This window comes from Paenarthrobacter nicotinovorans, assembly GCF_007670255.1.
Classification (GTDB): Bacteria; Actinomycetota; Actinomycetes; order Actinomycetales; family Micrococcaceae; genus Arthrobacter; species Arthrobacter nicotinovorans_B.
Map to the genome: position 1 here is coordinate 207,174 of NZ_SZVS01000002.1, position 17,517 is coordinate 224,690.

General features: G+C 64.2%; 16 protein-coding genes. 10 read left to right on the forward strand and 6 right to left on the reverse strand.

The genetic code is table 11. The annotated features are described in order from the left end of the window. Nucleotides 1-12 precede the first annotated feature (12 nt). Complete coding sequence (gene menD / locus FDP28_RS03790; RefSeq protein WP_144659276.1) at nt 13-1,722, forward strand: 2-succinyl-5-enolpyruvyl-6-hydroxy-3-cyclohexene-1-carboxylic-acid synthase; 1,710 nt, start codon at nt 13-15, stop codon at nt 1,720-1,722. A 126-nt stretch (nt 1,723-1,848) separates the two neighbouring features. On the opposite strand, the gene FDP28_RS03795 is transcribed toward menD, so the two are convergent. The 4 genes from FDP28_RS03795 to FDP28_RS03810 form a co-directional block, all read right to left on the reverse strand. Then, nucleotides 1,849-2,643, reverse strand: a complete 795-nt coding sequence (locus FDP28_RS03795; protein ID WP_144659277.1) for an amino acid ABC transporter ATP-binding protein — start codon at nt 2,641-2,643, stop codon at nt 1,849-1,851. Between the two features lie 11 nt (nt 2,644-2,654). Further along, nucleotides 2,655-3,446, reverse strand: coding sequence for an amino acid ABC transporter permease (locus FDP28_RS03800; RefSeq protein WP_144659278.1), 792 nt, complete (start codon nt 3,444-3,446; stop codon nt 2,655-2,657). A gap of 94 nt (nt 3,447-3,540) precedes the next feature. After that, nucleotides 3,541-4,338, reverse strand: a complete 798-nt coding sequence (locus tag FDP28_RS03805; protein ID WP_018776840.1) for an ABC transporter substrate-binding protein — start codon at nt 4,336-4,338, stop codon at nt 3,541-3,543. A gap of 158 nt (nt 4,339-4,496) precedes the next feature. Then, complete coding sequence (locus FDP28_RS03810; RefSeq protein WP_144659279.1) at nt 4,497-5,846, reverse strand: isochorismate synthase; 1,350 nt, start codon at nt 5,844-5,846, stop codon at nt 4,497-4,499. A gap of 91 nt (nt 5,847-5,937) precedes the next feature. Between FDP28_RS03810 and FDP28_RS03815 the strand changes: the two genes are divergently transcribed. The 4 genes from FDP28_RS03815 (at nt 5,938) to FDP28_RS03830 (ending at nt 10,408) form a co-directional block, all read left to right on the forward strand. After that, complete coding sequence (locus FDP28_RS03815; RefSeq protein ID WP_144659280.1) at nt 5,938-6,699, forward strand: demethylmenaquinone methyltransferase; 762 nt, start codon at nt 5,938-5,940, stop codon at nt 6,697-6,699. Between the two features lie 26 nt (nt 6,700-6,725). Next, entirely contained in the window at nt 6,726-8,069 is a 1,344-nt protein-coding gene (locus FDP28_RS03820) for a geranylgeranyl reductase family protein (RefSeq protein ID WP_144659281.1), read from the forward strand. A gap of 9 nt (nt 8,070-8,078) precedes the next feature. Beyond that, the gene (locus FDP28_RS03825) at nt 8,079-9,182 is read left to right on the forward strand and encodes a polyprenyl synthetase family protein (protein ID WP_144659282.1); all 1,104 of its coding nucleotides are present in this window, start codon (nt 8,079-8,081) and stop codon (nt 9,180-9,182) included. A 575-nt stretch (nt 9,183-9,757) separates the two neighbouring features. Continuing rightward, nucleotides 9,758-10,408 carry a DUF559 domain-containing protein gene (locus tag FDP28_RS03830; RefSeq protein ID WP_144659283.1) on the forward strand — a complete coding sequence of 217 codons (651 nt, stop codon included), beginning with the start codon at nt 9,758-9,760 and terminating at the stop codon, nt 10,406-10,408. Between the two features lie 182 nt (nt 10,409-10,590). Here the strand turns inward: FDP28_RS03830 and FDP28_RS03835 are convergent, their stop codons facing one another. Together FDP28_RS03835 and FDP28_RS03840 are read right to left on the reverse strand one after the other, a co-directional pair. Then, on the reverse strand, nt 10,591-11,013 hold the full coding sequence (locus tag FDP28_RS03835; protein ID WP_144659284.1) for an SMI1/KNR4 family protein: 423 nt from the start codon (nt 11,011-11,013) through the stop codon (nt 10,591-10,593). Between the two features lie 13 nt (nt 11,014-11,026). Then, nucleotides 11,027-11,698, reverse strand: coding sequence for a trimeric intracellular cation channel family protein (locus FDP28_RS03840; protein WP_144659285.1), 672 nt, complete (start codon nt 11,696-11,698; stop codon nt 11,027-11,029). Nucleotides 11,699-11,761: 63 nt separating this feature from the next. On the opposite strand from FDP28_RS03840, the gene FDP28_RS03845 reads away from it, so the two are divergent. The 5 genes from FDP28_RS03845 to FDP28_RS03865 all read left to right on the forward strand — a co-directional run bounded on the left by FDP28_RS03845 (nt 11,762) and on the right by FDP28_RS03865 (nt 17,447). Then, the gene (locus tag FDP28_RS03845; RefSeq protein ID WP_186313499.1) at nt 11,762-12,460 is read left to right on the forward strand and encodes a sirohydrochlorin chelatase; all 699 of its coding nucleotides are present in this window, start codon (nt 11,762-11,764) and stop codon (nt 12,458-12,460) included. A 153-nt stretch (nt 12,461-12,613) separates the two neighbouring features. Continuing rightward, on the forward strand, nt 12,614-14,356 hold the full coding sequence (locus FDP28_RS03850) for a nitrite/sulfite reductase (protein ID WP_144659287.1): 1,743 nt from the start codon (nt 12,614-12,616) through the stop codon (nt 14,354-14,356). Then, the gene (locus FDP28_RS03855; protein WP_144659288.1) at nt 14,353-15,087 is read left to right on the forward strand and encodes a phosphoadenylyl-sulfate reductase; all 735 of its coding nucleotides are present in this window, start codon (nt 14,353-14,355) and stop codon (nt 15,085-15,087) included. The genes FDP28_RS03850 and FDP28_RS03855 overlap by 4 nt, the downstream gene beginning before the upstream one ends. Then, nucleotides 15,084-16,043, forward strand: a complete 960-nt coding sequence (cysD, locus tag FDP28_RS03860; protein ID WP_144659289.1) for a sulfate adenylyltransferase subunit CysD — start codon at nt 15,084-15,086, stop codon at nt 16,041-16,043. The genes FDP28_RS03855 and cysD overlap by 4 nt, the downstream gene beginning before the upstream one ends. Then, on the forward strand, nt 16,044-17,447 hold the full coding sequence (locus FDP28_RS03865; RefSeq protein WP_144659290.1) for a sulfate adenylyltransferase subunit 1: 1,404 nt from the start codon (nt 16,044-16,046) through the stop codon (nt 17,445-17,447). The last annotated feature ends 70 nt before the right edge of the window (nt 17,448-17,517 follow it).

A 17,517-nucleotide genomic window follows, 5' to 3' on the forward strand; every position in this document is an offset into this window, starting at 1 on the left:
TAGACTGGAACGGTGACTTCCCAGGACTCTCTGACATCCGTCGCCGCCGCCCGGATCGCCGTAACTGCACTGCTCGACGGCGGCGTGCGGCACGCCGTGGTGGCGCCGGGTTCGCGGTCCGCACCGATGGCGTATGCGCTCGCTGAAGCGGAAGCAGCCGGCCGGATCCGGCTCCACGTCCGGATCGACGAACGCGACGCGGGATTCACGGCGCTCGGCCTGGCTCTCTCCTCGGAGGCTCCCGTCGCCGTCCTGACGACCTCCGGCACGGCGGTGGGAAACCTGCTGCCCGCTGTGATGGAAGCAAACCATTCGGCCGTTCCGGTAGTCGTCATTTCGGCGGACCGCCCCGAAGAACTCCACGGTACCGGGGCGAACCAGACCACCATCCAACTGGACCTTTTCGGCGAGCACGTTCGCTTCGCCGTCGACGTCGCCGCGGGGGAGAATCCGCAGAAAGCCGTGGCCACCGCACTTTACGCCGCCACGGGCGCGCTCGAGGATACTCCGCCCGGGCCCGTCCAAGTGAACCTGGCGTTCCGCGATCCGCTGATCCCCGGGGCGGGAGACGCCCTGCCGGACGCACAAGGACACGGCGTGTTTCATTACGACGCCGGCCCCCAGGCTTTGGACCTTCCGGCAGCACCCAGCGACCTCCCCGAGAGACGTACCGTGGTCCTCGCAGGCCACGACGCCGGTCCCGTAGCCGAAGCCTTTGCCCGCGCGCACGGCCTTCCGTTGCTGGCGGAACCGTCCTCGAATGCACGCTTCGGACCCAACGCCGTGGGCCCATACAGGGTGTTGCTGGAGCACTTTGGCCCGGATTCGCCAAACCGAATCGAACGCGTGGTCCTCTTCGGGCGGGCCACGCTGTCACGCCCTGTTGCAGCACTTCTGGCCCGCGAATCCGTGGAATCCGCGATCTACCAGCCCGTGCCGGTCGCTTGGTATGAGGCCGGTCGCCGCCGGGAAACACCCGTGGAGACGCTCCCGGAACTGGCGGATTTTGCAGGCCGTGGATCCGCGGAATGGCTGGATTCCTGGCTTCTTGCCGGGGCCGCTGCCCAACACGCCCTGGACGGAGTCCTCGCGGGGGAGCGCGCGGCAAACGGTCCCTCCGTGGGCGCAGCCGTGTGGGAACATTCGCGCGGGGGACTGGTGCTGGGCTCCTCCAACGGCATCCGGGACGTCGACCTCGCCGGCCAACCGCACCACGAACCCATCGCCACCGTCTACGCCAACCGCGGCCTCGCCGGCATCGATGGCACCATCGCCACGGCCACGGGAATCGCACTGGGCAGCGGACGCGAAACTACCGTCCTGCTGGGCGATGTCACCTTCCTGCACGACGCCGGTGGACTGCTCCTGGGCCATGGCGAACCAACCCCGGATCTCCGCATCGTGGTGCTCAACGACTCCGGGGGAGCTATCTTCAGCCTTCTCGAACACGGCGCGGTGGAAGACTCGGGCGCGTACGGCACCGCCGTCGAACGCTTCTTTGGCACGCCGCACTCAGTGGACATTGCGGCACTCGCGGCGGCGTACGGCGTCGGGCACCAAGCGGTAAGTACGACGGCGGAACTCGCCGACGCACTTAGGGCGCCGCTGAAGGGCCGCACCATTGTGGAAGTGCGCGTGGACCGGGCAGGGCTGCGTGGACTTCATGCCCGGATCAAGGAAGCGATCAGCGCGGCCGTTGGCCAGGTTTTGACAGCCGGTTGAACCATTTTCCGCCGGGATGTGAGCGAGCGTCGGGGGTAAGCCGGGGGGGATGTGAGAGAGCGTGGGAAACGGAAGGCGGGCGGCACCCTTGTGGGGTGCCGCCCGCCTCTCGTCGAGCCGGAAGACTTACGCTTCCTCGACGCTGATGTGCGTCGGGTCAAGGACGCGGCGCAGGAATTCCTTGGTACGGGGCTGGGTGGGGGCGCTGATGACCTGCTCGGCCGGGCCTTCCTCCACGACAACGCCGGCATCCATGAAGACGACGCGGTCGGCCACTTCCCGGGCGAAGCCCATTTCGTGGGTGACCACCAGCATGGTCATACCTTCCTGGGCCAGCTTCCGCATGACGGCGAGGACGTCGCCCACGGTTTCAGGGTCCAGCGCGGAGGTGGGCTCATCGAAAAGCATGAGCTTGGGGTCCATGGACAGCGCCCGCGCGATGGCCACGCGCTGCTGCTGGCCACCGGAGAGCTGGTCCGGGAAACGGTCCGCCAAGTGTCCCAGGCCGACGCGTTCCAGATTGTGGCGTGCTACCTCGCCGGCTTCGGACTTGGACCGCTTGAGCACCTTCATCTGCGAGATGGTGCAGTTGTCCAGCACGCTCAGGTGCGGGAACAGGTTGAAGTGCTGGAAAACCATTCCGACGCTTTGGCGCATCTTGTTGAGGTCGACGTCGGGATCGGTGGCCTCGAATTCGCCAACGTTGATGGTGCCGGCGTTGGGGTGTTCCAGCAGATTGACGCAGCGCAGGAGGGTGGACTTGCCGGAGCCCGACGGGCCGATCAGGCAGACTACCTGGCCCGGTTCCACGGTCAGTGAAATGCCCTTGAGGACCTCGTTGCTGCCGTAGGACTTGCGGAGGTCCTTGATGTCGACGCCGGCGGCGCGAACGGCGGCCGTGCTCCCAGTGGAGTTGTTCATGACTGTCCTGCCTATCGCTTGGTCCGCGCGGAGCGGCTTTCGAACTTCCTTGCAAGGAGGCTCAACGGGATGGTGATGACCAAGTAGAAAGCACCAGCCACGAGCAAGGGGGTAAGTCCTGCACCGAGGCTCGAGATGCCGTCACGGCCGAACTTGGTGAGCTCGTACTGGGAAGCCGTAAGGCCCAGGACGTAGATCAGCGAGGAGTCCTTGGTGAGCAGGATGATCTCGTTGGTCAGCGGGGGAAGGACGATCTTGAACGCCTGCGGAATGACGATCGAAACCATCGCCCGCCAGTGCGGCATGCCCAGCGAACGGGCTGCTTCCATCTGTCCCTTGGGCACGGCCTGCAGGCCTGCGCGGAGGGTTTCAGCGATGTAGGCCGAAGCCACCATGCCCAACGAAACCATGACCACCACGTTGACGTCCCACTGGACACCGAAGGCCAGCGGGACACCGTAGCCGAAGGCAATGAAGACCAGTAGGGCAGGGACGCCACGGAAGAACTCGATGTAGCCGGTGGCGATCCAGCGGTACAGCGGGAAGGAGGAGAGCTTCATCAACGCGAGCAGGAGGCCGCCGGACAAGCCCACCACGAAGGCCAGCGCTGTGTAGATGAGGGTGTTCTTGAGGCCCACCAGGAAAATGTCCGGGAACATCGGGCCGATCTTGGCGAAATTGAAGACGCTGTTACCGATCGTCTTCCAGTCCACGGCAAGGATCACTGCGGCCAGGACCACAACGAAGATGCCCGCCTGGACGTACAAACTGACTTTGGCTCGTTGACGTGCAGTCATTGCCATGGTGTTCTCACATTCATGTTGCGCAGCCGGGCCCCGAAACAACGTATCGTTTCGGGGCCCGCCTGCGTGGATCTCGGGAGAGCCGGGGCTCGGACTACTTGGTGGCTTCGCCGAACCAGGTGGTCTGGAACTTCTTCAGGGAGCCGTCGTCAGTGATGCGCTTCAGGGTGCCGTTCACGGCGTCTGCCATGGCGGTGTTGCCCTTCTTGATGGCGATGCCCAGCTTCTCACCCGTCGCGTAGTCCTCAACGCGCTTCAGGTTCGAATCGTCCTTGATGGCGTAGCCAAGAACGGACTGGTTGCCGATGGCGGCGTCGATGGTGCCGGCCTTGAGGGCCTGGACCAGCAAGCCGGAGTCCTCGAACTGCTGCGCGTCGATGCCCTTGTCCTTGGCGTACTGGGCACCCGTGGTCGCCTGCTGGACGCCGACCTTCTTGCCCTTGGCACCGTCGATGTTGTTGATGCCCGAGGAGGAGGTGGCCACGAGGGTCAGGTCATCGTCCAGGTACGGGTTGGAGAAGTCCATGACGTTCTTGCGGACGTCCGTGATGGAGATCGAGGAGATGGAGACGTCGCAGCCGGTCAGTGCGGTGCCGGTCTCGATGGCCTCGAAGGAGCTGTCCACCACGTTGAGTTCTGCCTTGATGTCCTTGGCAATCTCTGCAGCGATGTCCATGTCGAAGCCGACAATCTTGCCGTCCTTCTGGAATTCGAAGGGCTCGTAGGGGACATCCGAGCATACAGTCAGCTTGCCGGCGTTGATGAGCTTCAGGCCCGAGCCATCGGAGGCCGCGGGGGTGGAGGAACCACCACAGGCGGTGAGGGCCAATGCGCCGGCTGCGAGCACGGCGGCAATCTTGGTGCCGGACAGAACCGAACGGGAGATCTGCATGTGTTTTACCTTTTGTTGCGGTGGATGCTGAACTGAGTCGGTTTTAGTGTAGCCCCGAACATGAGATGTGCATCACAGGAAACGAAGTTTCACTATTAGATAACCAGTTTACGCGCTTATCAACCACCGCAACAGAAGCTCTGTCTGGAATCCCAGATTCAGCGCTTGATGCCCAACGCCTCCAGCATCGGCCGGAACTTGGCCCAGGTCTCGGCCAATTCCGCCTCCGGCTGCGAACCCTCGACGATTCCGCACCCCGCGTAGAGGCGCACGGTGTTGGCATCTTCGATGACCGCTCCGCGCAAGGCAATGCCCCACTCTCCGTTGCCTGCGGCATCGAGCCACCCCACGGGGCCGGCGTACGGTCCGCGGTCGAGGTGCTCGAGTTTCCGGATCAAGGCACCGGCCACCAGGGTGGGAGTTCCGCAGACGGCGGCGGTGGGATGCAGCGCGTTGATCAATGCCAGGCAGGTGGGCACGTGACCCTCAATATCGGCCAGCTCGGCCTTCACATCCGAGGCCAAGTGCCACACATTGGGCAACTCGAGAATGAACGGCTCGCTGTGGGAGTTCATCGCCTCGGAAAAAGGAGCCAGCTGGCGGGTCAACGAATCAATGGCGATCTCATGTTCGTGCCGTTGCTTGTCCGAGCCGGCCAAAACCCGCTCGGCGTATTCCATGGGGGAGCCGTCCATGCCGTCAGCATCCCGACGGTCCAACGTTCCGGCGAGGACCCGGGCCTGCGCGGTCCGGCCCTCCACCTGGATCAGCATTTCGGGCGTCGCGCCAACCAAGCCGTCAACGCCGTACGTCCAGCATTCGCGGTACCTCGCGGCCAGCTGGCGAAGAACCTCCGCCGCGTTGACGCCGGCCGGCAGGGTGGCAACGACGTCGCGCGCCAATACCAGCTTCTCCAGCTTGCCCGCGCGGATCTCCTCGACGCCATCGGCCACCGCCTTCATCCAGTTGGCTTCGCTGAGCGAACCATGGCTGAGGTAACCGGCCGAACCATCGGCGGCAACAGCTTCAGGTGACGGCCCGACGTCGGACCCTCCTTGGGTGGACTCCTCACCGTTGCTGCCCGAAAGCCAGCGGTCCACGCTGGCGAGGACGCCCGCTTCGGTGAGGGGGTCGCCGTCGAACGTCAACTGGGTGGCCCAGGCGCGGCCGTCGCGGATGCCGATGACCAGTTCCGGGAGGATCAGGCGGGAGACGTGAGGGGACGTCTTGGAGAAAGCGAAGGAGCCAAATGCCACGGGACCGGTGCCCGGGAGTTCCACATGATCAGTGATTTCTGCCTCAAGAATGAGGTGCCGCCACCAGATGTCGGCCTCGAGGAAACGCTCGGGGCCGGTGGCATTGAAACGGGTCAGTTCGCCGTAGCCCACCAGGCCGGCTTCGCGCCGCGACCAGCAAAGAACGTCGTCCCGCACCAGAAACGACGGCAGCCCCCCGGGGGATGATCCAACATCGAGGGGGACTGTCAAGGTGCGGAGCGTGCTCGTCATGATGGAACAACAGTACTCCCGCGCGGGAGCAGAACCTGAGCCGACTTCTACAGCGCAGCAAAGTCTGCGGAATGTCTGAGACAATTACTGGGTGAACCGAGCATCCTTGGAAAAGCGTCCGGACGAAGTTGCGACGATGTTTGATGATGTCGCCCCAAAATACGACGTCGTCAATGACGTCCTGTCCATGGGACAGACCCGGCGTTGGCGCCGGATCGTGGTGGACGCCATGGATGTGAAGAAGGGCCAGAAAGTCCTGGACCTCGCCGCCGGCACGGGAACATCCAGCGAGCCCTACGCCGACGCGGGCGTGGATGTTGTGGCCTGCGACTTCTCCCTGGGCATGCTCAAAGTGGGCAAGCGCCGCCGCCCCGACATCCATTTCATCGCAGGGGATGCCACCAACCTGCCGTTCGCGGACAACAGCTTTGATGCCTCCACCATCTCCTTCGGCCTGCGCAACGTCGTGGAACCCCGCAAGGCCCTGGAGGAAATGCTGCGCGTCACCAAGCCCGGCGGCCGGCTGGTCATCGCCGAGTTCTCCCACCCCGTGGTTCCCCTGTGGCGCAACCTGTACACCGAGTACCTGATGCGCGCCCTCCCGGCCATCGCCACCAAGGTCTCCTCCAACCCGGACGCCTATGTGTACCTCGCCGAGTCCATCCGCGCATGGCCGGACCAGGACCACCTGGCGCAGTGGCTCGCCGACGCCGGATGGACGGACATCACCTACCGCAACCTCAGCGGCGGGATCGTAGCCGTGCACCGCGCACAGAAGCCTGCCGAGCACCGCGAAAGTGTTCCCGTGGCCAAGCTGCGCCGCCAGATCAAACCGCGCCGACAGGCCGGCTAGCTCCGTACTGCCTGACTTAGGACGACGTGAAAGTACTGATTGTTGGCGCGGGCCCTGCCGGGTCCACGGCCGCGTATTACCTCGCCCAAGCGGGCATCGACGTCACCGTGCTGGAAAAGACGTCGTTTCCCCGTGAGAAGGTCTGCGGAGATGGACTCACTCCGCGCGCCGTCCGCGAGATCCAGAAGCTCGGCCTGCCCCACGCCGTTGACGAGGGGTGGCGGCGCAACAAGGGCCTTCGCCTCATTGCCGGCGGCCGCACCATCGAACTGCCCTGGCCCGAGGTCGCGGACTTTCCCACCTACGGCCTGATCCGCACCCGCCTGGGCTTCGACGAGGACCTTGCCCGTCACGCCCAGGCTGCCGGCGCCGTGGTGCTGGAACACCACAGCGTCACCTCGGCGCTGACCAACGACGCCGGCCGGGTCATCGGTGCCCGCGCGGCGCTCCTTGACGAGTCCGGACGCAAGACGGGCGAACAGCGCGACTTCCATGCCGACGTCGTACTCGCCGCGGACGGTAACTCGACGCGAACCGCCGTGTCGCTGGGCATGCACAAGCGTGACGACCGGCCGCTGGGCGTCGCCGTGCGCACCTACTTCACGTCGCCCCGCCATGAGGACGATTGGATGGAGGGCTGGCTGGAACTGCCCGGCAAATCCGGCAAGCCGCTGCCCGGTTACGGCTGGGTGTTCGGCGTCGGCGACGGCACATCCAACGTGGGCCTGGGCATCCTGAACTCCTCCAAGGAATTCGGCAAGCTCGACTACAAGCAGGTCCTGCGCGAATGGACCGCCGGCATGCCCTCCGAGTGGGGCTTCACCCCGGAAAACCAGGTGGGGGAGATCCGTGGCGCGGCCCTGCCCATGGGCTTCAACCGCACGCCGCATTATTCGCCCGGGCTGCTTCTGCTCGGCGACGCCGGCGGCATGGTGTCCCCCTTCAACGGTGAGGGCATCTCCTACGCGATGGAGTCGGCCCGGTTCGCGGCTGAGTTCCTGATTGATTGTTCGTCCCGTTCCGCTTCTGCGGCTTGGTCCACGCACGACGCCGATGCCCACCTTTCGCGGTACGCGGACTACGTGCGGGACCAGTGGGGCTCGCACTTCACGCTGGGACGGATGTTTGCGACGCTGATTGGGAAGCCTGCAGTGATGAAGCTTGCGCTGCGGACAGGCATGCCCATTCCCGTCCTGATGCGCTTTGTGGTGCGCATGCTCGCCAACCTGACCGACCCGTCCGCGAAGGGCTTCGAAGACCGCGTGATCCGGGTCCTTGAGATGCTGGTTCCGGCAACGTCCAACACTTCCTCTGCCCGTGCCCTGACGCAGGCAGGCTCCGACACCGCGGTTTCCGCAACAACTAGTTAGGGTTAACCCGTGACGAACTCTGCCGAACACAGCTGGACGCATGCCGGGCACGGCTTGCCGGACTCCAACGAGCCTTCCCTGAACACCACGGCCATTGCAACGGGGCTCCAGCTGCCCGCAGGTTTTGCTGCCATCGCGGGCGACGCCGAGCTTGGCCCGGCCATCACCAACAACCTTGCGCGCGTGGAGAAGAAGCTTCGCGAAGCAATCTCCAACTCGGACCCTCTGGCTGACGCGACGTCGCGGCACCTGGTGGAAGCCGGGGGCAAGCGCATCCGCCCGCTGCTGACTTTGCTGTGCGCGCACCTGGGCGACGCCTCACGTCCCGAGGTTGTCCAGGCAGCCGTTGTCGTTGAGCTGACGCACCTTGCCACGCTCTACCACGACGACGTCATGGACTCCGCGCCGTTCCGCCGTGGAGCTCCCACTGCCCACGAAGTCTGGGGCAACTCAGTGGCCATCCTGACGGGTGACCTCATCTTTGCCCGGGCTTCCATCCTGGTTTCCGAGCTTGGATCCCGGGCTCTCGGCATCCAGGCCCGCACCTTTGAGCGGCTTTGCCTGGGCCAGCTGCACGAAACCGTGGGGCCGCGCGAAGATGAAGATCCCGTGGAGCACTACCTTTCGGTGATTGCCGACAAGACCGGATCCTTGGTTGCAGCTTCCGGCCAGCTCGGTGCGATCTTCGCCGGCGCTGCTCCGGAATACGAGGACGTGCTGGTTGAGTACGGCGAAAAGGTTGGCGTCGCCTTCCAGCTGGCCGACGACGTCATTGATGTCACCGGTGTAAAGGTGAAGTCCGGCAAGTCCCCGGGCACCGACCTCCGCGAAGGCGTCCCCACCCTGCCGGTTCTGTTGCTGCGCCGTGACGCTGCCGCCGGGGACAGCTCCGCAGCTGCCCTCCTTGAACTGATCGACGGCGACCTCTCCTCCGACCCGGCGCTGGCTGAGGCCGTGGCCGGCCTGCGTGAGCACCCTGTCACCAGCGAGTCCTGGAAGATCGCCCGCCAGTGGTCAGCCGAGGCTGTCGCGGCCTTGGCCCCGTTGCCCGAGGGTGTCGTGAAGGACTCCCTGACCAACTTTGCCCACGCCGTGGTGGACCGCAGCAGCTAGTTACTGTTTGTTGGCAGGCGTCCGGACCTTCATGGGCCGGGCGCCTGCCTTTTTTGTGCGTCTGGGGTTGTGCCGTTTCAATCGAGCTTGGGCCGCCGCGACCAACTTTGGGCGGTTATCCGGACTGGTGGGCACGGTTTTGCGGCGTGTCCTGCCTACTGGGGGGTCAAAGTGGGTGGTGGGGGCACGCGGCACTTGGCTCACAGGGCGCTTAAACCGGAATGGCCCCGGTCCGCGGCAACGTTACGAGTCATACGCTGCACCGAACCGGGGCCACAATCTCCGTTCGCATCAGACCCACCGGAGGCATTTAGTGGATCAGTGAATAGCTTATGACAATCCTGTCAAATTGGCAACTCTTCACGTCAACGGATTTTCGTTTCTGGTGGTGTGATTTACAGGTTCATCCTGTGCCGTCGGCACTCGCATTGATGCTGAGGAGCGGGTGACGCGCCGGAACTGGGGCGTGTTGGGGCCTCGTGTTGCGGCGAAGTGGGTGGGGGAGGCGCGGACGGTTTTCCACATAGACCCACTCCCGCCAACCAGGTGAACAGTCCCGGTTGGACTATTTCCCCATGGACATCGTTGAATTCCTCGGCAGCCGTGACGGGGCCGCGACTGCGAAATCACTATATGCAGCGGGCTTTACACGTCGGGACTTGGCCAAAGCCATCAGCGGCGGGGCTGTCTTCAGGCTCCATCGCGGCGTGTACGTTTCACGGAAGGCAGCGCCGGACGTCGTAGCGGCGTTTCGTGCCAATGGAAAGTTGACCTGCGTTTCCGCCGCTCGCTTCTATCGGTTGTGGACCCTTAATAGCGATAAGGACTTGCATCTCAGCTGCGGAACAGGGTTGGCCCGGCACCGTGTGGTCCACCACGGTCAGTGCATACACCCGGGTCACCCCTATCTGCCGGTGGCGGGTGTTGGAGATGTTCTGCTGCATGCCATGAGATGTTTGCCGGAGCTGGAATCACTGGTCATGATCGAGGACTGCGTGATTGTTGAACTCGACGGCGGGACACACTTCAAGCCAAAGCAGGTGAAGAAGGATTGGTACCGAAGCAATGCGGCCCTAAGAAGCGGGTTCATGAGCCTGCATTACTACTACGAAGACGTCGTATATCGGCCACAGAAAATGGTGGACGAGGTACTGGCCGTACTTCGGAACAGGGAGACCGGCCGCTACGGGCCCTTCCGCTACATAGCCGGCCCGCCGCCGTCGTAATCATGGGCCCAAAGCCGTGCCGCCACCACCAACTTTGCGAGCAGAAGGAGGCCAGGACCCCCGGGAAACGGCGTGGCGCGATGGCCAGCAGCCGAATGTGGGTCGCGGCGGTACGGGGCGCCACACAAAAACAGCCCCCGCACAACCAAACGGCTGCGCGGGGGCTGGATAACTAGGAAAACCTAGTCTTCGTCGTTGAACGCCCACTCAAACATGTCGAACACGAACTCGGAGAACGTACCTTCCTCGCTCTTCCACTGGCCGCGGGCGTTGTTGCGGCGCCACACGATGGGGTCCGGGATGTTGAGGTCGGCAGTGCGGAAACCCCAGGTGAACTGTTCGTCCTCATCCTCCAGGAACATGAGGAAGCCTTCGTCATCGACTTCGAGTTCTTCGGGGTCCCAGAAGTAGTGGTAGGCCTCCATGAGGTCCTCGCAACCGCCGATGGCAAGGTAGAACTCGCGCAGGACCAGCGGGATGGTGAAGGAGTGTTCAGCGAGGGCGTCGTCCAGTTCGTCCGGCGTGAGGCCGTCTTCTTCCTGCCATTCATCCTCGAGATACTTTGGGACCAGCGCGCGGAACTTCTCGAGGAACATGTCAGTCATGCTCTTATCCTAGCTAATCCCGGGCACCCGAAATTGCGCCTCCGCCCGTCCCGGCACGGTGCCATCCGCGGACCGCCAACGGCACATACCAGCTGCGTCGCCAGGCCGTAACCCGGAACGCGAAAACAACCCCGGCGATGACACAGGCCGTCAGCCCACTGAAGAGCCCGAGGTGCCACATCAATGTGGTCAGCCCCGCTCCGACAAAGGCCGGAAGCGCATAGATATCGCGGTTGTTGAACAAGGTAGGGATTTCGTTAGCCGTGATGTCCCGCAGCAATCCGCCGCCAACGCCCGTGGTGACGTCCAGCAGGATCGCAGCAAAGGGGTTCATGCCGGCACTGATTGCCTTCAGGGTTCCGGTGATGCAGAACAAGGCCAGGCCGCCGGCGTCGAACAGCGTCAACAGGGAGGTGAAGCGCTGCACCGACGAGAACAGGTAGTAGACCAGCATCGCCGCGAGCAGTGGAGGTGCCAGATACGCCGGATTTGTGAAGGCAATGGGTGGCCCGGCGTTGATGACGATGTCGCGGATCACACCGCCACCAAGTGCTGCGATGGACGCCAACAGGATGGAACCAACAAAGTCGAACTGCTTCCGGGCAGCCAGCAAGGACCCCGAGACGGCAAAAAAGAACACACCGATGAGGTCAAGCCAGAGAAGAACAATGTCAAAGGAAATCAAGGGGACTGGTTCTTTCTTAACGTGCTTCACAACAGGTGCTGGCTCAACGTTACGCTAGCTCCCATGAACAGCCCCGTTTTGATCGCCTGTGCCCACGGAACCCGCAACGCCGAGGGGCAGGCAGCCATCCGCCAGGTCATGGCCGAAATCGAGGAACTCCGTCCCGGGCTTCAGGTCCTGGAGGCCTACGTGGACGTGCAGGAGCCCGAGCTGGGCGGAGTGGTGGAGGGCCTGCCCGAGGGGACTGCCGCCGTCGTCGTACCGCTTTTGCTCTCCACCGGCTTCCATATCAAGGTGGACGTACCCAAGGCGATCAAAAGCCGGCCCGAAGTGGTGGCCGCCAGGCCGCTTGGTCCGGATCCGCGGCTGGCGGAGCTGTTGGCCACGCACTTGCGCAACGCCGGGCTGCAGGAGAACGACGGCGTCCTGCTGGCTGCCGCTGGATCCTCGCTGCCGGACGGGTCGGTTGATTCGGAAGAGCAGGCGCGTTTGCTCGCCGAGCTGCTGCCGAACAAGGTGCGGGTCGCCTATGGCGCCAGCGCCCAGCCGACAGTGCCCGACGGCGTCGCCTCCTTGCGTGCGGAGCTCGCCGGAAGCGGTGGTCGCGTTTTTGTCGCCTCCTACCTGCTGGCTACCGGCTACTTCCATGACCAGCTCGCGAAGGCCGGGGCGGACGTCGTTGCCGCTCCATTACTTCCTTCGACGGTTCTGGCGGAGATTGCACTGGAGCGTTACGACGCGGTGTTGGAAAGCCTCTCCTAACCTTTGTTTGCAAGGAAATCGGGGCTTTCGGGACCTGCATATCCAGCGCCCCGGAACAAGGCCGTCGGCGTGTTCGTGACGAAATGTTTCCCTAGGTGACTCAACATTTCCAGACCTTTGCTGGCCAAATCTGGCCAGACCTACAGTCGATGTATGACAGATACAGCTGTAGCCGGTGCGTCCGCTGACGCCGCAGTCCCTTCGCGCCCAGCACGCACCCGTCCGGCGGCCAAGCCCCACGGCCAGTGGAAGGTCGACGGCACCACGCCCCTCAACGCCAACGAGACCTGGAAGCAGGAAGACAACGGGCTGAACGTCCGTGAGCGCATTGAGTCTGTCTACTCAAAAGAAGGCTTCGACTCCATCGACGGCACGGACCTGCACGGCCGTTTCCGCTGGTGGGGCCTCTACACGCAGCGCAAACCCGGGATCGACGGCGGCAAGACCGCCACGCTTGAACCGCACGAGCTCGAAGACAAGTACTTCATGTTGCGCGTGCGTATCGACGGCGGTGCGCTCACCACCGAGCAGTTGCGCGTCATCGGCCAGATTTCCGTGGACTTTGCCCGCGGCTCAGCCGACCTGACCGACCGCCAGAACATCCAGCTGCACTGGATCCGCGTGGAGGACGTGCCCGAGATCTGGCGCCGCCTGGAGGGCATTGGCCTGTCCACCACAGAAGCGTGCGGCGACGTGCCGCGCGTCATCCTTGGCTCCCCGGTTGCGGGCATCGCCAAGGACGAGATCATCGATCCCACGCCGCTCATCCACGAACTTGCCGATCGTTTCATCGGCGACCCCGAGCTGGCCAACCTGCCGCGTAAATACAAGACGGCCATTACGGGCCACCCGTCCCAGGACGTGGTGCACGAAATCAACGACTTTGCCCTGGTTGGCGTTGTCCACCCCGAACTCGGCGCTGGGTACGACCTCTGGGTCGGCGGCGGATTGTCCACCAACCCCCGCCTCGCCGAACGCCTTGGTGTCTTTGTCTCGGCCGATGTTGCCGCTGAGGTGTGGCTGGGTGTCACCAGCATCTTCCGTGACTACGGCTACCGCCGCATGCGCACCAAGGCCCGCCTCAAGTTCCTGATGAACGACTGGGGTCCTGCCAAGTTCCGCCAGATCCTCGAGGACGAATACCTCGGCTTCAAGCTTCCAGATGGTCCCGCCGCTCCGAAGCCCAGCGCCCCCGGCGACCACATCGGTGTTCACGAACAGAAGGACGGCAAGTTCTTCATCGGTGTTGCGCCGACGGTTGGCCGTACCTCGGGCGAGGCACTCGTGAAGCTCGCGGACACCCTGGAGCAGCACGGCAGCTACCGGCTGCGGACCACCCCGCACCAGAAGCTCGTCATCCTGGACGTCGCCAAGGAGCAGGTGGAACCGCTGATCGCAGAACTGGACACCCTGGGTCTGTCCGCCCGGCCGTCCGTGTTCCGCCGAGGCACCATCGCCTGCACGGGCATCGAGTTCTGCAAGCTGGCCATCGTGGAAACAAAGGTCACGGCTGCAACCGCCATCGCTGAACTGGAACGCCGCCTGGCCGACCTCGTGGAGACCAAGCAGTTGCCCTCGGCACTGTCCCTGCACATCAACGGCTGCCCGAACTCCTGCGCCCGTATCCAGACGGCCGACATCGGCCTGAAGGGCATGATGCTGCCAACGCCCGACGGCGACCCCACCCCGGGTTTCCAGGTCCACCTTGGTGGCGGGCTGGCCAACAACGAGCGCGAGGAAGCTGGTTTGGGACGTACCGTCCGCGGCCTGAAGGTCACGGTGGAAGACCTGCCCGATTATGTGGAGCGCGTGGTCCGCAAGTTCGTCGCCGTCGGCGCCGAGGGCCAGACCTTCGCTGAGTGGGCACACTCCGCAGATGAAGGAGACCTCCAATGACAGATCCCCAGACGCTTCCGGCTGTCCGCACGTTGCGGTCCCACGAAGAACTCAAAGCATTGGCTGAAGCCGGTGCCGCGGAGCTTGGTTGGAACGCGACTGCGCAGGAAGCCATTGCCTGGGTTGCGCGCAACTTCGAGCTGCCCGCGGTGACCGTTGCCTGCTCCATGGCCGACGCCGTGCTGCCGGCCTTGGTGGCGGACCAGCTTCCCGGCGTCGACGTTCTGTTCCTGGAAACCGGCTACCACTTCAAGGAAACGCACGACACCCGCAACGAAGTAGCTGCAAACCTGCGCGTGAACGTGGTGGATGTCCTCCCGGAAAACACGGTGGAGCAGCAGGACCGCCTGTTGGGCAAGGACCTGTTCGCCCGGGACGCTGCCCAGTGCTGCGCCCTCCGCAAGGTCCAGCCGTTGCGCCGCTCCTTGGCGGGCTACGAAGTATGGTTCACCGGCGTCCGCCGCGACGAAGCCCCCACCCGCACGAACACCCCGGTGGTCACTTGGGATGAGAGCTTCGGCCTGGTCAAGGTGAACCCGATGGTGGACTGGTCCTTCGATCAGCTGCTGGAGTACTCCGAGGACAATATCCTCCCCGTCAACCCCCTCCTGAGCCAGGGCTACCCGTCCATTGGATGCCAGCCCTGCACCCGCAAAGTGGCCCCGGGCGAAGACCCCCGAGCCGGCCGCTGGGCAGGATCCGACAAGACAGAATGCGGACTACACACATGAGCACGTACACAACAGAGGAGTCCACGGTGGAAGTTGCAGCGGCAGTAGACGCCCCCTCGGTCGAGCGCCTGAGCAGCTTGGACACCCTTGAGTCCGAGGCTATTCACATCATCCGTGAGGTAGTTGCCGAATTCGAGAAGCCTGCGCTGCTGTTCTCCGGCGGCAAGGACTCCGTGGTGATGCTGCACCTGGCTACCAAGGCATTCTGGCCGGGCAAGGTGCCTTTCCCCGTCCTGCACGTGGACACCGGGCACAACTTCCCCGAGGTCATCGATTTCCGCGACCGCACCGTTGAGCGCCTCGGTTTGAAGCTGGTTGTCGGTTCCGTCCAGGAATTCATCGACCGCGGCGAACTGGCCGAACGCGCAGATGGCACCCGCAACCCGCTGCAGACGGTTCCGCTGCTGGACGCGATCCAGAAGAACAAGTTCGACGCCGTGTTCGGCGGTGGTCGTCGCGACGAGGACAAGGCCCGCGCCAAGGAACGCATCCTGAGTCTCCGCGACGAGTTCGGCCAGTGGGATCCGCGCAACCAGCGTCCCGAGCTGTGGAACCTGTACAACGGCCGCCACACCGTGGGCCAGCACGTGCGTGCGTTCCCCATCAGCAACTGGACCGAGCTGGACATCTGGCGCTACATCGAGCGCGAGAACATCGAGCTTCCCAGCCTGTACTACGCCCACGAGCGTGAAGTCTTCGCCCGTGACGGCATGTGGCGTGCAGTGGGCGAAGTTTCCCAGCCGCTGCCCCACGAGGACGTCATCACCAAGCTGGTCCGTTACCGGACTGTGGGCGACATGTCCTGCACAGGTGCCGTCGAGTCCGACGCACGCACCGTGGCCGACGTCGTAGTTGAAGTCGCTGCCTCCACCCTGACCGAACGTGGCGCCACCCGCGCAGATGACCGCATCTCCGAGGCAGCCATGGAAGACCGCAAGAAGGACGGCTACTTCTAAATGAGCACCGAAACATTGGCTGCCGGGCTGGAGACAGCCCTGCCCACCACCCTTTTCCGTTTCGCAACCGCTGGATCGGTCGACGACGGCAAGTCCACTTTGGTGGGCCGCCTCCTTCACGATTCCAAGGCGATCCTGGCCGACCAGCTCGACGCCGTTGCCCGCACCTCGGCGGACCGAGGCTTCGGCGGCGACAAGGGCGGCATCGACCTCGCCCTGCTGACCGACGGCCTGCGTGCCGAGCGCGAACAGGGCATCACCATCGACGTTGCCTACCGCTACTTCGCGACCGACCGCCGCAGCTTCATCCTCGCGGACTGCCCCGGCCACGTTCAATACACCAAGAACACGGTGACGGGCGCGTCCACGGCGGATGCCGTCGTCGTACTGATCGACGCCCGCAAGGGTGTGCTGGAGCAGACCCGCCGCCACCTGTCCGTGCTGCAGCTGCTGCGCGTGGCCCACGTGATCGTCGCTGTGAACAAGATCGACCTGGTGGACTTCAGCGAGCAGGTTTTCCGCGACATCGAGGCCGATGTGCAGAAGGTGGCCCGCGAGCTGGGCCTGGGTTCCGATGGGGTCGCTGACCTCTTGGTGGTCCCCGTTTCCGCGCTGGATGGGGACAACGTGGTGGACCGTTCCGAGCGCACTCCCTGGTACACGGGACCGGCGTTGCTGGAGGTCCTCGAAACCCTCCCGGCTGCCGATGAACTCGAAGCTGAACTGGAAAGCTTCCGATTCCCGGTCCAGCTGGTCATCCGTCCGCAAGGTGCCCTGGCCCCTGATGCCGTGGCTGCCGGACTCGATGTGGAGGCCTACCGTGACTACCGGGCCTACGCCGGGCAGATCACCGAAGGCTCCGTGAAGGTCGGTGACGAAGTGTCCGTCATCAGCCCGGGCCACGAACCGCGCGTCACCACCGTGGTGGGCATCGACTTCGCGGGCCAGTCCTTGGAAGAGGCCGCTGCGCCGCAGTCCGTGGCCATCCGTTTGGCTGACGAGATCGACATCGCCCGTGGGGACACCATCGCCGCGGCCGGAACCGTTCGCGAAAGCTCGGCTGACCTGTACGCATCGCTGGCCTGGTTGTCGCCGAAGCCCCTGCGCGAAGGCCAGAAGGTCCTGGTGAAGCACGGAACGCGCACGGTCCAGGCTTTGGTCCGCAACGTCACAGGCAAGCTGGACCTGGCCACGTTTGCCGTGGAGCCGACGTCAACGCTGGAGCTCAACGACATCGGAAACGCCCAGCTCCGGCTCGCCGCGGCCCTGCCGTTGGAGAACTACCTGCACCACCGCCGCACGGGTGCCTTCCTGGTGATTGACCCCATTGACGGCAATACCTTGGCCGCGGGTCTGGTCAAGGACCACCCCGGTGACCACGAAGACGAACGTTACGTCATCTAAGGACACAGACAGCAACAAAACCGCGGCTTGTTCGCTGCCCCTCCCTTTGTGGAGCGTGATGTTCGAACAA

Coding starts and splice junctions, on each gene's coding strand:
- FDP28_RS03795 (WP_144659277.1), bottom strand. CDS start 2,643: ATGAACAACTCCACTGGGAGCACGGCCGCCGTTCGCGCCGCCGGCGTC.
- FDP28_RS03800 (WP_144659278.1), bottom strand. CDS start 3,446: ATGGCAATGACTGCACGTCAACGAGCCAAAGTCAGTTTGTACGTCCAG.
- FDP28_RS03805 (WP_018776840.1), bottom strand. CDS start 4,338: ATGCAGATCTCCCGTTCGGTTCTGTCCGGCACCAAGATTGCCGCCGTG.
- FDP28_RS03810 (WP_144659279.1), bottom strand. CDS start 5,846: ATGACGAGCACGCTCCGCACCTTGACAGTCCCCCTCGATGTTGGATCA.
- FDP28_RS03830 (WP_144659283.1), top strand. CDS start 9,758: ATGGACATCGTTGAATTCCTCGGCAGCCGTGACGGGGCCGCGACTGCG.
- FDP28_RS03835 (WP_144659284.1), bottom strand. CDS start 11,013: ATGACTGACATGTTCCTCGAGAAGTTCCGCGCGCTGGTCCCAAAGTAT.
- FDP28_RS03845 (WP_186313499.1), top strand. CDS start 11,762: ATGAACAGCCCCGTTTTGATCGCCTGTGCCCACGGAACCCGCAACGCC.
- FDP28_RS03850 (WP_144659287.1), top strand. CDS start 12,614: ATGACAGATACAGCTGTAGCCGGTGCGTCCGCTGACGCCGCAGTCCCT.
- FDP28_RS03855 (WP_144659288.1), top strand. CDS start 14,353: ATGACAGATCCCCAGACGCTTCCGGCTGTCCGCACGTTGCGGTCCCAC.
- cysD (WP_144659289.1), top strand. CDS start 15,084: ATGAGCACGTACACAACAGAGGAGTCCACGGTGGAAGTTGCAGCGGCA.
- FDP28_RS03865 (WP_144659290.1), top strand. CDS start 16,044: ATGAGCACCGAAACATTGGCTGCCGGGCTGGAGACAGCCCTGCCCACC.